This is a genomic window from Nocardia sp. NPDC051030, from assembly GCF_040683015.1.
Taxonomy (GTDB): domain Bacteria; phylum Actinomycetota; class Actinomycetes; order Mycobacteriales; family Mycobacteriaceae; genus Nocardia.
The window spans coordinates 238,745-251,948 of the sequence record NZ_JBFBCD010000010.1 but is presented as its reverse complement, the minus strand read 5'-3'; the positions used below and the strand labels follow the sequence as shown (position 1 = coordinate 251,948).

The window sequence follows — 13,204 nt, the reverse complement described above, 5'->3', positions numbered from 1 at the left end:
GGTCGCACTGCTCTCGAGGGGGTCGGCGCGGCGGGTGGGGGAGCCGTGCGGGCGGGGCTGGATTCGCAGCGGATCGGCAGCTCGCTCCCAGTGAGTGGACAGGCGGGGCGGCGGTGGGTGCTGCATATAGATATGGACGCGTTCTTCGCCTCGGTCGAGCAGTTGACGCGGCCGACTCTGCGCGGGCGGCCGGTGCTGGTGGGAGGCATGGGCGGACGCGGGGTGGTGGCCGGGGCGAGTTATGAGGCGCGGGTGTTCGGGGCGCGGTCGGCCATGCCCATGCATCAGGCGCGACGGCTGGTCGGGGTCGCCGGGGTGGTGATTCCGCCGCGCGGGGCGGTGTACGGCGAGCTCAGCGGGCAGGTGTTCGACACGCTGCGGACGCATATTCCGGTGCTGGAGACGCTGTCCTTCGATGAGGCGTTCGGGGAACCGGCGGAACTGGCCGGGGCGACGCCGGATCGGGTGCTCGAATTCTGTGAGGAGCTGCGGGCTTCCGTGCTGGAACGGACCGGGCTGGTGGCTTCGGTGGGGGCGGGGAGTGGGAAGCAGCTGGCCAAGATTGCCTCCGGATTGGCCAAACCCGATGGGGTGCGGGTGATTTCGCCTGCCGAACAGCAGGGGTTCCTGGCCGCGCTGCCGGTGCGCAAGCTGTGGGGGGTGGGGCCGGTGGCGGAGAATCGGTTGCGCACCTTGGGAATCGAGACCGTGGGGGCATTGGCCGCTTTGCCCGAATCGGAGGCCACGTCGATTCTGGGGAGCGCCATCGGGGTCGCGCTGCATCGGCTGGCGCGCGGGATCGACGATCGGCCGGTGGCGGAGCGGGCCGAGGCCAAGCAGATCAGCGCCGAAACCACTTATGAGAGCGATATTGTCAGCCTCGCGCAATTGCGGCCGGCCATCGACGCCATGGCGGTATCGGCGCATCGGCGGCTCACCCACGATGGGCGCGCGGCGCGCACCGTGGTGTTGAAGCTCAAGAAATCGGATATGAGCATTGTGACGCGGTCCTCCACGCTGCCGTATGCGACCGAGGATCTGGCCACCTTGACGGCCGCCGCGCAGCGTTCCGCGCTCGATCCGGCCGAGCTGGGTCCGATTCGCCTGGTAGGTGTGGGTTTTGCGGGATTGTCGGAGATTCGGCAGGAGTCACTGTTCCCGGAATTGGATCAATCCGTCGTCGATGATGAACCGGTGTACGAGGAACCGACATTGAGCGTGGCCGTCGAGCCGGATCCGGTGGTGCCACCCGCGACTCGGTCCTACGCGACCGGAACCTGGTATCCCGGTTTGGATGTCGAGCATCCCGAGTTCGGGCACGGCTGGGTGCAGGGGGCGGGACACGGCGTGGTGACCGTCCGCTTCGAAACCCGGTCGACCGGACCGGGTCCGGCGCACACATTTTCGGCCGAGAATTCCGGGCTGACCAGGGCGGATCCACTGGGCAGCCTGCGGTGACCCACACCTAAGGGTTGATTGCGTGAATTATGAGGATTCGGCCTGAAAGTGCCGCGCCATGGTGTTCGGAGTCGGATTCTCGTGGATCTCGTTGGTAGCCTGAGGGCCGTCGTGCAGCGCCGCCGTTCGGGTGTTGCTGTCACGTTGTCGAACGGACCTACTCGAACGCAAAGGACGAGCAGTTGAAGCTTCAGAAGACTGGACGTATCGCGGTTGCCGCACTGGCTGTCGTGACCGTACTCGGGCTGTCGGCGTGTGGCAGCGGTGACAAGAAGGAGACCAAGCCCACCAAGGCCACCACCTCGAAGACCACCGCCGCCGCGAACTACCCGGCGGCTCCGAGCGCGGCGGAACTCAACGCCGATCTGCAGAAGGCGCTGGATCCGAGCGTCCCGAACTCGCAGAAGCTCGACATGATGCAGGGCGTGCAGGCCGACCCGGAGCTGCCGCAGCGACTGACCGACGCCTACAAGCAGAATGGCGCGGCCGTCACCGTCACCAATGTGACCGACCTCGGCAATGGCACCATCACCGCCGACGCGCAGGTCTCCGTCAATGGTGGCGCGCCGCAGAACGCGGTCGTGCCGTTCGTGGCCGAGGACGGCAAGTGGAAGGTCCAGAAGGAATGGATCTGCAACATGCTGTCGCTGGCCAACCAGACCTCCCCGGCCTGCAGCTAGTCTCTTCCGCTTCCGGGCCCGGCACCCAGCAGTGGGGTGCCGGGCCCGTTCGCATTCGGATGTGACGTCCCGGGGCCGACCGGCCGAGGGTGATATCGGGCTCCTTCCCCGGGTGTTCACGAGGTCGTGGGGATGACCGTGGAGCGGGAGGGGTGGGATTCCGCTTACTATCGGCGATCGTGACCGACGTGTTGGAGAGGGCGGGGCAAGAGTCCGCCGGTAGAGCTGAGGCTGAGGCGGGGGCGGGTAGACCCGGAGGATGGGAGCGGCCGCTCGCTCTGATCGCCGGTGTGATCGCGGTGGTGGCGGCCGTATTGGTGCCGTTGCTGCCGGTGCGGGTGGATGCGGCGACTTTGTCTTGGCCGCAGGGGAATTCGGTGCACAGCATCGAAGCGCCACTGGTGTCTTACGCGCCATTGACTTTCGATGCCACGATTCCGTATTCCGCTGTGGCACAGCTGGGTTCGCAGGGCGGCACATTGATCGCCACGGGACCGGATGGCGCACCCGATCTGGAGCGCTACGGGTTCGTGGCCCGGGTCACGGCGGCCGCCAATCATGACGACGGTTCGACTACTCCGGGCAAGCTCGAGGTGGTGCTGCGCAATCAGTCGCTGATCAGTGTTCCGGTCGATCAGCTCGCCACGAACAGCGTCCTGGACGTCCATGTGGGCATGACTGAGGGCAATGTCACGCTCGTAGGTTCCTCGGTCGCCCCGGTGGAGCTCTCCGGTGATCAGCGCCCGCAGCTGGTCGGCATCTACTCCGATCTGACCGCCGCCGATGGCGTCACGGCCACCGCGCAGGTCGACAGCCGGTTCTCCTCCCATCCGAGCCCGGTCAAGCGCCTCGCGATCTGGACGTCGGTGATCGCCACGATCATCGCCCTGTTCGCGCTCTTCCGGCTGGATCGCCGCGATGGCCGTCGCACTCGCCGGTTCCTGCCGCAGAGCTGGTGGACGTTCAAGCCGGTCGACGGCGTCGTGCTGGCCCCGCTGCTGCTGTGGCATTTCATCGGCTCCACGACGTCCGATGACGGCTATCAGTTCGGTATGGCCCGCGCCTCGATTCACGCCGGGTATATGGCCAACTACTTCGCCTACTTCGGCGTCCCCGAGAACCCGATCGGCACACCGTATTACGACCTGCTCGGCCGGATGGCGGAGCTCAGCGTCGCCAGCCCGTGGATGCGGCTGCCCGCGCTGCTCGCCGGAATCATCACCTGGCTGGCCATCAGTCGTGAGGTGATTCCGCGGCTCGGCGCCCGCATTCAGCGTGATCGCGTCGCGGTGTGGACGGGCGCGCTCGGCTTCCTCGTCATCTGGCTGCCCTACAACAATGGCCTGCGCCCGGAACCCATTGTGGCGGCGGGCGTTCTGCTCACCTGGGTGTCGGTGGAGCGCGCGATCGCCACGCGGCGATTGCTGCCATACGCCGTGGCCGCCATGATCGGCGCGCTCACCGTTACCGTCGGCCCCTCGGGCGTGATCTGTTTCGCCCCGCTGCTGGCGGGCATTCGCCCGATCTGGCGGATCATCGACAGCCGCGCCCAGGCCATGAGCAAGCCGCTTCCGCCGAATGCCGGGACGTTCGCCGTCGTGCGCGCCCGCTTCCTCGGCTACCTCACTCTCATGGCCCCCGTGGGCGCGGCCGGTGCGGTCGTGCTCTGCGTGATGTTCGGCGATCAGCCGCTGAGCTCCATGTTCGAAATGAAGCGCGTACACCATCTGGTCGGTCCGGATGTGAAGTGGAACAACGAATATCTGCGCTATCAGTACCTGTTCATGGATTCCATCGACGGTTCGCTGGCCCGCCGATTCGGCATGTTCATGCTGTGGCTGGGTTTCGCGGCGTGCGCGCTGGTGCTGCTGCGCAAGGGCGGCCGGATTCCGTTCACGGCGTCGGGTCCGGCCCGCCGCCTGCTGGGCAGCACGGTCGGCGTGACGCTGCTGATGATGACCACGCCCACCAAATGGACGCACCACAATGGCGTCTACGCCGGGCTCGCCGGTGCGGTGGCGGTGCTGGCCGCGGTCGCGCTCGGCCCGAAGGTGATGCGTTCGCCGCGCAACCGCGCCCTGTTCGCGGCGGTGGTGGCGTTCGCGCTGGCCATGTCGTTCTCCGCCATGAACGGCTGGTGGTACGTCTCCAACTGGGGGATCCCGTGGAATGACAAGCCGGTGGTGATCGCGGGCATCGGGGTGTACAAGCTGTTCCTGGTGTTGGCGCTGGCCCTGTTGGCGCTGGCCGGTTGGTGGCATGTGCGTGCTCCGGAACCCACTGCCCCGCATCGGATTTCCCGGCGCGCCTGGCGTCTGGCCGCGATCCGGCCGCTGACCGTGGCGGCGGCGTTCATGGTGCTGTTCGAGGTGGCCTCGTTCGCCAAGGGGGCGGCCGCGCAGTATCCGTCGTTCTCCCTCGCCAGCTCGAATGTGAATGCGGCGCTGGGTAATACGTGTGGACTGGCACGAGATGTGCTGGTGGAGACCGATCCGAACGCGGGCATGCTGACCCCGCTGACCGGTGACGCCTTTTCCGCTTTCAATGCCGACGTGAAGGGCTTCTCGCCCTCGGGTGTGGCCACCGATATGAAGGCCGATGACGAGGTCGACACCAGCGCCATCACCAGTGCGAAGGACAGTCACGCCGTCAGCAGCGAGACCGGAACCACCAGTACCGCACTGCCTTTCGGCCTGAATCCGGCCACCACCCCGGTGCTGGGCAGCAATGGCAGCTCGGAGTCCATCGCGACGCTGACCACCGGCTGGTATCGCCTGCCCGCCGCGGGCGACCGCTCCGGCATCATCGCCATCTCCGCCGCGGGACGGATCCGGTCGATCGACAAGTACGGTGTCGAGACCGCCGGTCAGTCGGTCGAAATCGAGTACGGCACCGCCGATCCCGCGGGCGAGGCGCAGGCGCAGGGGAGTGTGCTGCCGATCGATATCGGCCCGACCCCGACCTGGCGCAATCTGCGGGTGCCGTTCGCCGATATTCCGGTGAACGCCAATGTCATTCGCCTGGTCGCGTCCGATAAGAATCGTGATCCGAGGCAGTGGGTCGCCCTGACTCCGCCGCGCGTGCCGCACACCCGCACCCTGCAGGAAGTGGTCGGCTCGAAGGATCCGGTCCTGCTGGATTGGGCTGTGGGACTGCAGGTTCCGTGCCAGCGGCCGTTCGATCACAATGTCGGCATCGCCGAGGTTCCGAAGTGGCGCATCCTGCCGGACCGGGGCGGTGCGCATGACACGAACCTGTGGGAGAACCACGACAATGGCGGACCGCTCGGCTGGAGCTCCATGCTGTTGCGCCCGCACACCCTGTCCACCTACCTCAATGACGCCTGGCGCATCGACTGGGGCGAGCTGCAGCAGTTCAGCCGCATCGACGACAAGGCGGTCACCGCGCAGCCGGTCATCACCCCCGAATCCCGTTCGGGCCTGTCGAGTCCCGGCCCGATCAATGTGATGGGCTGGCGTTAGACGGCGATCCGCACCCGTTTCGGCATTGAAGCGGGTGCGGAGGGTGGTACCGCGGTTCGGTGCTGCGGCGCTGAGCGGGTGGGCTCAGCCCTGCATCTCGGCCATCCGCTTTTCCATTTCCTCCGGGGTCACGTCTTCCACATGGGTGGCGAGAGTCCACCGGTGGCCGAACGGGTCTTCGAAGGCGGAGGTGCGGTCGCCATAGAACTGGGTGGCGGGTGGCTGGGTTTCCACCGAGCCCGCGCCCAGTGCGGCGGCGTGGACGGCATCCACGTCATCGACATAGGTGTAGAGATTGACGGGGGTGCCGCCGATCGTCTTGGGATCCAGGAACCCCATGGACGGTGCGGAATCGCCCAGCATGACCAGTGAGGTGCCGAACTGTAGTTCGCAGTGCGCGATCTTGCCGTCCGGTCCGGGCATGCGGTAGCGCTCCGCGGCGCCGAACACTCTCTTGTAGAAGTCGATGGCATTCGCTGCGCCGTCCACCGCTAGCGCGGGCGACACGACCGGGTAGCCGTCGGGGATGGGTTTGACATCGGACATCGGAAACCTCCGATCGAGGTTGTTTTGTCGGACGTCTCGAGCCTAGGACGGGGCACCGACAGGAATTGCCCGATTGCGTCGATGATCAAGCGAAAATTTATGGACCTGCCGCGCCGCTGAGCTTGCGCACCTGAGTGGTGGTGAGGGTGCTGAGTTGCTGCGGGTCCGGCTCTTTCGCGCTCGACAGCGAGAGCTGCACCACGGTGTTACCCACCAAGGTCACGCTGACCACGGAGTACAGGGTCAGGCCCTGGCTGGTGGTGTTCACTCGGAACGAGGTCGAGGCATCGCCCGCATTCGGCTGATCCAGACCGCCCACCCGGAATTTCACCGATTCCCCATCGGTGTCCCTACCGGAATAGTCGGTGCATTCTCGCAATAGCGATTGCACCTTCGAAAACGCTTGTGCCGCGCCACCATTCGCATAGGCGGCGGCATCGATATCGATGCTGTCGAAATCCGGTCCGCTGAACTGGGCGATGGCCTGAGAAACCGACCCCGGCACCTGATCCGAAATAGGCGCGAGCACCTTCGCGCACTGCGCGGGATCCGTCTTCGCCCCCGCTCCCGTGGCACTGCCCGGCGGCGGATCATTGAGCGCCGCATACCCGTTCGGCAACTGCGGCACATCCAGCAGATCCATGCGCAGGGTGATCGAATCGAGCACCGCACCCGGCGCGCCGGTCGTGGCGGGCGGCCGCACAGTCGGCCCGAAGCTCGGCAGGGGACTCGCGGAATCATTCGAACCGCAACCCGAAACGGTCAGGGCCACCGCGCTCGCCAGCACGGCTACGGCGGTGCGACGACGGGTCGGAGTGGGGGATACCGGCACGGCCACATCATCGCAGCCGCGACTCAAGCTCCCCACTGCACCTGTGTGCGCAGGGTCTGGCGCAGCGTCACCGAGCTGTTCGGATCGCGATAGGTCTGATTCCCGCCGACCTCCACCGATCCGGAAACCGGTAGCGGCTGACCGAGATCCACGCCGATGGTGCCGGTGCCGTGCATGAAGTAGTCCACGATCTCGAGCTGCCCGGCCTGATTGGGCAGATGCCACACCGTCGACTTGGGCGTCTGCACCACATTCAGTTCGATGGTGAGCAGATTGCCGTCGCGCGCGGTGAGCGTCGCGGTGGTCACCTGCTCGAGCGGCACACTGCCCGAGACCTGCTGGCGCACCGTCCACACCGCGCCCACTCCGACGGGTTCGTCGGGGTACGCGATGGATTGGTACACCGCTTGATAGAAGGCGTTCTCCAGCGCCGCGCGGGCCGCGTCCGAGGTGGCGGGCTTGGGGGCCAGCCGCAATGCGGTGATCGCACCCAGCTCGCTGATATCGAATCCGGCGCGGGAACCGTCGGCGGGTGCCAGCGCCTTGGCCAGCGCCGGATCGGGGGAGGTGACGGTGCCGAGGGTCAGCTCGACGCCGTCGCGGCCGGTCTGCGCGGTGAGCGGGATGGTGACCGAGGGCGGGGAGAAGTCGCGCACCGCCTGCGAATTGATCTGCTGCTCGATGTGATGATTGGTGCTCAGCGTGACCTGCTGCACGGTGCCCGGCTGCACGGCGGGCCGCAGCGGGGAGCGCGGTTCCTCCCCGGGCTCCACGACCGTGGTGGTCACCGCCGCGATCGGCATGGTGACTTCCTTGAGGCTTCCGGCCGGTTCGGCTTCGGCCTCGGCCGTGATCTCCGAACGCTCACTGCATCCCACGCCGAATGCCGTCAGGGTGACCGCCAGCACCAGGAGCAGGACGCCGGATCGGGCGCCGCGCGAACCCTGGCGCGGCCGGCCGGGTGAACCGGTACAGCGTGCGGTGGCGTTCGCCGAGCTGGGGGATGAAGACAACACCGTCACGTGGAACAGGTTACGGCCCGTTCCTGATAATCAGCTGGGATCGGGTCCGCGCCGCTGGTGGTTTGCCCGAGCGCCCCTATCGGATTCGCCGGAGACACACTGCCGGATTCGGCGCGGGCGCGGTGCTCGGGCACGGCGAGCGACGGGTGTGAAGTGGGGATAGGGAATGATGTCAGGGGTGAGTACCGACCGTCCGAGCGAATCCGCCGCCGACGAACCCGATAAATCGCCCGGCGACACCGCATCCACCGGCACCCCGACTGAGCAGCCCGCACGGGTCAAAACCGATGCTGCGGCCGATGCGGCATCGGATGCGTCCGGGGCCGCGGCCGATGCGGCCACTACCGAGTCGGATGCGTCCGATGCGGAGCGCGCGGAGGCTGATTCGGAGTCGGCCGGTGCGGTGGGTCGTCAGCCGCTACGTCTGAAGACGGTGCTTTTGCTGGCGGCCGTGGTGCTCGGTCTGGATCTGCTGACCAAGACCATTGTGGTGGCGCAGATGACGCCCGGTCATCCCATTCGCATCATCGGCGACACCGTGCGTTTGACGCTGGTCCGCAATCCCGGTGCGGCGTTCTCCATGGCGACCGGTATGACGTGGGTGCTGACTCTGGTCGCCGTCGCGGTGGTGATCGGTGTGATCCGGATCGGCCGCACGCTGCGGTCGGTGCCGTGGGCGATCGGCTTGGGCATGGTGCTCGGTGGTGCGCTCGGCAATCTGGTGGATCGGCTGTTCCGGGCGCCGGGGCCGTTGCAGGGGCATGTGGTGGATTTCGTGGCGGTCGGCTGGTGGCCGGTGTTCAACGTGGCCGACTCGTCGATTGTGTGTGGCGCGATCCTGCTGGTGGCGTTGACGGTGTTCGGATTCGAACCGGATGGCACGCGCGCGGGCAAGGACGAGAAGGCGGAGGAGAAGACGGTATGAGGGAAACACGCAGTATGCCGGTGCCGGATGGTTTGGACGGCATGCGTGTCGACGCCGGACTGTCCCGATTGCTCGGCTTGTCGCGAACCGCGGTGGCGGCCATGGCCGAGGACGGCTCGGTGCAGCTGGACGGCGTCGCGGTCGGCAAGTCCGAACGGCTGCCCGCCGGGGCCTGGCTGGAGGTCGAATTCCCGGAGCCCAAGCGCGAACTCGTCGTCGAGGCCACACCCGTGGATGGGATGAAGATCCTCTACGCCGATGACGATATCGTCGCCGTCGACAAGCCGGTGGGTGTGGCCGCGCACACCGGAGTCGGCTGGTCCGGGCCCACCGTGGTGGGTGGACTGGCCGCCATGGGCTACCGCATTTCGACGTCCGGCGCGCATGAGCGCCAGGGCATCGTGCATCGCCTCGATGTCGGCACCTCCGGCGTCATGGTGGTCGCACAGTCCGAGCACGCGTACACGGTGTTGAAGCGCGCGTTCAAGCAGCGCACCGTCGACAAGCGGTATCACGCTCTCGTACAAGGACATCCGGATCCGAGCAGCGGCACCATCGACGCCCCCATCGGCCGCGCCCGCGGCAATGACTGGAAGTTCGCGGTCACCGCGGACGGCCGCCCCAGCGTCACTCACTACGACACGGTCGAGGCCTTCCAGTCCGCGAGCCTGCTCGACATCCACCTGGAAACCGGTCGCACCCACCAGATTCGCGTGCACTTCTCCGCCGTCCGCCACCCCTGCTGCGGCGACCTCACCTACGGCGCGGATCCCCGCCTGGCCGAACGTCTCGGCCTGGAACGCCAATGGCTGCACGCCCGCCAGCTCGGCTTCAACCACCCCGCCGACGGCCGCTGGATCGAGATCACCAGCGAATACCCCGCCGACCTCGAGCACGCCCTGGACGTCCTGCGCACCGCGTAGGCTGCCTACTCGTGCACTCCGCAGACGATCGCGCGTCCACCCGGGCCAAGACGCTCCTGCGTCACCCGGCGGCCCGCCCGCTCGGATTCGCGATCACCGCACTGGCTTTCGTCCTCCTGATCGTGCTGCTGGGCGTACTGATCAAGCCCTACCGCGCCGTCATCTCCACCGACCGCCTGGGCCCGGAGAACAGCGAGGTAGTCGCCGACTACCTCACCCGCGCCCAAAACTCCTTGCAGCCCAACGACTCCACCCCCCGCTGGTCCCTGATCTCCTTCACCGAAGCCATCACCCCCGACCGCATCCCCACCTACACCGGCGGCCTCCGCATCTCCGACGTCCTCTACCACGTCGCCTTGGACCGCGTCTCCACCCCGATCATCGACATCCCCCTCCCAGCGGGCGATGCGGCAGCGCTGGCCTCCGTCAAAACCGCAGCCGCCCAAGCTGAATCAACCCCCACCTTCGACGACCGCTCCACCCGCACCAAAAACGTAGTAGCCACCCGCCTACGAGCCAACTGCGCCTGCGTAGTCGGAATAGTCGTCCAAGGCCCCCTACCCGACCTCCGAACCCTGGCCACCCACCCCGGAGTCCGAGCAGTCGAAGCCCTCCCCGCCGACGCCTCAGCAGGCGTCTTCGCCCTAGCCCCCCTCCTCCCCGAACACCGAATCACCGTAGACCCCAGCCCCAATGACGGCCCGGTCCCAGACAACTAGTCCGCCCACATCCCGTCCATCATTCGCGGATACCGTACCGGTCGGAATTCGCTGAACGTGATGTCCCGGACATGGGTGAACTCCGACCACAGCAGTCGGCCGCCCTTCAGCCGCTGGGCCTGCCGGACCCGCCGCTCGACCTCGGACCGCTCCTCGGCCGTTGCGGGCCTACGACTTCCGGCCGTTCCATACAGTCGCACGCCAGGCGGCTGCACGAACCGCCCGATGATCAGCGACCGAAGCCACATCCACGACCCCGAGTCGACCGCCATCAGGCACACCTTGGGATTGGCCTCGATATTGCGTGCCAGCGCACTGGTGTAGACGTCGAAATAGAACCCGGTCCCGTTGTCCCGCAGGAAAACCGTGCCCACGGGCGTCACATTCGGTATCCCATCGGGTCCCACCGAGGCGATGGCGCAATGCCCCGTGGAACGCTGCCCGCGCGCGACCACCGTCCGGATTCGATCCCAATGCCGGTCGAGCCGCAGCTCGTCTCCGGCACTACGACTGGTTTCGTTCGGTCGACCATCCATCCAGGGAGAATATGTGGCCCTGAGCAATTTGGCTGACCGCTCCGACGGAGCTGGGGGACGATCGAGGCGGGTGCGTCGGCGAGGTCCACCCTGAGCGTCAGGGGCCTCCTCGAATAGTGGTCTTCTCCGGTGAGGGAGCTGTGGTGGCGGGATTTCGTCCGATTCGCCGCCACCACAGCTCCCTCGGCGGGTGTGTCGGGCGAGGTAGCCCGGGTTGTCCGATTAGCGTCGTCGGGTATGGACTCGCTGGTGGAGCGAATACTCGACTTTCCTGCGGTGTGGACTTACCTCGTGGTGGGGCTGCTGGTGGCGGCCGAGGAGGCGATGGTGTTCGGGCTGCTGGTGCCGGGGGATACCGCCGCGATTCTGGCCGGGGTGGCGGCGAGTCGTGGTCATCTGGGGCTCGCGACTACGTTCGGGCTGGTTATCGTGTCGGCGATCGTGGGTGCGAGCATCGGTTATGCGCTGGGGAATCGATATGGCGCGCGGCTGTTGCAGCGGCCGATCTTCGATCGGTATCGCGAGAAGCTGGACAAGACTGGGGAATTCCTGCAACGGCGGGGGGATTGGGCGATTCTGTTCGGGCGGTTCAGCACGTTCTTTCGGACCATGTTGCCGCAGCTGGTCGGGATGTCTCCGATGTCGTACCGCCGCTTCGTGCTGGCCAGCGCCGTCGGCGCGATTCTCTGGGGATCACTCATGGTGCTGGCGGGATACCTTGTCGGCCAATCCTTCACGGCAATCCTGAAACGAGTCGATTCCGATCTTGCGGTCGTCCTACTGGTGATTGCCGTGCTCGCCTTGATCTATTGGAAGTGGCACCAGCACCGCCGGGCCGCCGAACTGTCACGGAGTGAGCAGTGACCGATCTGACCTACGACCCGCCCGGCGCGACCAGCCCCGCCGTGCAGGCGTTCGCGGTGCGCGAGCCGGTGCGGCGGGGCTGTGGTCGATAGGCCCGATCGAGCGGGCTTCGCCTATGGCACTCTTCCGGGTCACCCTGTTTCGGGCGAGGAAGCGTCGCTGATCGGCTAAGTGATCCTGCGTGCGCCTACAGATGTGGGAGCACACAGGCTGCCGATCGTGCGCATGTCCTGGTTCCGGTTACTGCACAGTGCAGAAGCCGGCCCGTGGGGCGTGTCCCTCCGGACGCTGGCCCACCCGACCGAAGTGCGGGTGGGGGAGGGAACCCTGCGTCGCCTGGGCACAGGGTGGAAAGTGGTTGAACTGGAACGACTTTACCGCTTCAATCACGATGCTGTCGGAAAACTGAGAGACCTCGGGAGCCTTTGTGCTGCAACGGGATGCCATGGACGTCATCTACCTGACCCTGCGCTCCCTCACCCGTCCCGCTCCGCGCGGCCCGTGGCGACTGATCTTTCCCGCGCTGCTGGTGGCTCAGCGTTTCTACCGCCGTCGCTACTTGCGAGTATTCATTCCGGTCGGGTCATGACATCACATCGATTTCCGGTCTGAGCGCCCGCTCAGCAGTAGTCTCAGCATTCATGCGGTGGGTGATCAGCGATGGATTCATCCGATTGCGGCCGGTCGTCCTCGCCGATGCACCGGTATATCTCGCGGCGGAGGATGACGACCTCGTGCGCTGGTATACGGGCGGCCGCAGCACTCCCGAGGGCGTCGCGAACTACTTTCACCGTTGCGTCAGAGACTGGGAATCCGACGCGCCGGTCAGGGCGTTCGCCGTGGAGGACCTGTCCACCGGCACCACGACCGGCCTGATCGACGCGAAATGCCAGCTCTCCTGCCTCGCGCCCGGCCAAGCCAATCTGAGCTACGGCATCTACCCGCCCTGGCGGGGTCGGGGAATCGCCACCCATGCGGTGAATCTCGCCTGCACCCTCCTCGCCGACTCCCACTTCGCCACCCAAGCCGTTCTCCGCATAGCCCCCGAAAACCTGGCCTCCCAAGCCGTAGCCCACCGCACCCACTTCACTTTCAGCCACCGCACCGACGACACCCACGGCCCCCTCAACTGGTACCTCCGAGACCTCACCGAATCGACCCTCCAATAGCCGCAGGCCTTCTCGACAGCTGCAGGGGTTACAACCCCTGCAGCTGTC

At 66.6% G+C, this 13,204-nt stretch carries 12 protein-coding genes and 2 pseudogenes; 10 read left to right on the top strand and 4 right to left on the bottom strand.

All coding sequences use genetic code 11. The annotated features are described in order from the left end of the window. Positions 1-72: 72 nt before the first annotated feature. From AB0N05_RS31515 to AB0N05_RS31505, 3 genes are all read left to right on the top strand, one after another. Positions 73-1,458, top strand: a complete 1,386-nt coding sequence (locus AB0N05_RS31515; protein WP_364700898.1) for a DNA polymerase IV — start codon at positions 73-75, stop codon at positions 1,456-1,458. A gap of 182 nt (positions 1,459-1,640) precedes the next feature. After that, positions 1,641-2,138 carry a hypothetical protein gene (locus AB0N05_RS31510; protein ID WP_364700592.1) on the top strand — a complete coding sequence of 166 codons (498 nt, stop codon included), beginning with the start codon at positions 1,641-1,643 and terminating at the stop codon, positions 2,136-2,138. Between the two features lie 179 nt (positions 2,139-2,317). Further along, positions 2,318-5,620, top strand: a complete 3,303-nt coding sequence (locus AB0N05_RS31505; RefSeq protein ID WP_364700590.1) for an arabinosyltransferase domain-containing protein — start codon at positions 2,318-2,320, stop codon at positions 5,618-5,620. An 84-nt stretch (positions 5,621-5,704) separates the two neighbouring features. On the opposite strand, the gene AB0N05_RS31500 is transcribed toward AB0N05_RS31505, so the two are convergent. The 3 genes from AB0N05_RS31500 to AB0N05_RS31490 form a co-directional block, all read right to left on the bottom strand. Next, positions 5,705-6,166, bottom strand: a complete 462-nt coding sequence (locus AB0N05_RS31500; RefSeq protein ID WP_364700588.1) for a VOC family protein — start codon at positions 6,164-6,166, stop codon at positions 5,705-5,707. A gap of 97 nt (positions 6,167-6,263) precedes the next feature. Continuing rightward, a complete protein-coding gene (locus tag AB0N05_RS31495; RefSeq protein WP_364700586.1) occupies positions 6,264-7,034 on the bottom strand; it encodes a hypothetical protein in 771 nt (256 codons plus the stop codon). After that, entirely contained in the window at positions 7,022-8,020 is a 999-nt protein-coding gene (locus AB0N05_RS31490; RefSeq protein WP_364700584.1) for a hypothetical protein, read from the bottom strand. The genes AB0N05_RS31495 and AB0N05_RS31490 overlap by 13 nt, the downstream gene beginning before the upstream one ends. Before the next feature lie 178 nt (positions 8,021-8,198). Here AB0N05_RS31490 and lspA point away from each other — a divergent pair, with 178 nt between their 5' ends. From lspA to AB0N05_RS31475, 3 genes are read left to right on the top strand one after another with little or no spacing between them, the layout of a single operon-like run. Continuing rightward, positions 8,199-8,945, top strand: coding sequence for a signal peptidase II (gene lspA / locus AB0N05_RS31485; RefSeq protein WP_364700582.1), 747 nt, complete (start codon positions 8,199-8,201; stop codon positions 8,943-8,945). Further along, positions 8,942-9,868, top strand: coding sequence for an RluA family pseudouridine synthase (locus tag AB0N05_RS31480; protein ID WP_364700580.1), 927 nt, complete (start codon positions 8,942-8,944; stop codon positions 9,866-9,868). The genes lspA and AB0N05_RS31480 overlap by 4 nt, the downstream gene beginning before the upstream one ends. Before the next feature lie 11 nt (positions 9,869-9,879). After that, positions 9,880-10,587: a hypothetical protein gene (locus AB0N05_RS31475; protein ID WP_364700578.1), complete on the top strand. Its 708-nt coding sequence runs from the start codon at positions 9,880-9,882 to the stop codon at positions 10,585-10,587. On the opposite strand, the gene AB0N05_RS31470 is transcribed toward AB0N05_RS31475, so the two are convergent. Further along, a complete protein-coding gene (locus AB0N05_RS31470) occupies positions 10,584-11,123 on the bottom strand; it encodes a pyridoxamine 5'-phosphate oxidase family protein (protein WP_364700576.1) in 540 nt (179 codons plus the stop codon). The genes AB0N05_RS31475 and AB0N05_RS31470 overlap by 4 nt on opposite strands. Positions 11,124-11,360: 237 nt before the next feature. Between AB0N05_RS31470 and AB0N05_RS31465 the strand changes: the two genes are divergently transcribed. The 4 genes and pseudogenes from AB0N05_RS31465 (at position 11,361) to AB0N05_RS31450 (ending at position 13,156) form a co-directional block, all read left to right on the top strand. Next, positions 11,361-11,987 (top strand): DedA family protein, encoded by a 627-nt coding sequence (locus AB0N05_RS31465; RefSeq protein ID WP_364700574.1) that lies wholly within the window; start codon positions 11,361-11,363, stop codon positions 11,985-11,987. Between the two features lie 53 nt (positions 11,988-12,040). After that, positions 12,041-12,152 (top strand): annotated as a pseudogene (locus AB0N05_RS31460) (DUF1990 family protein); the annotation flags it as partial. Positions 12,153-12,408: 256 nt separating this feature from the next. Then, positions 12,409-12,576 (top strand): annotated as a pseudogene (locus AB0N05_RS31455) (DUF1990 domain-containing protein); the annotation flags it as partial. A 52-nt stretch (positions 12,577-12,628) separates the two neighbouring features. Next, a complete protein-coding gene (locus AB0N05_RS31450) occupies positions 12,629-13,156 on the top strand; it encodes a GNAT family N-acetyltransferase (RefSeq protein ID WP_364700572.1) in 528 nt (175 codons plus the stop codon). Positions 13,157-13,204: the final 48 nt, after the last annotated feature.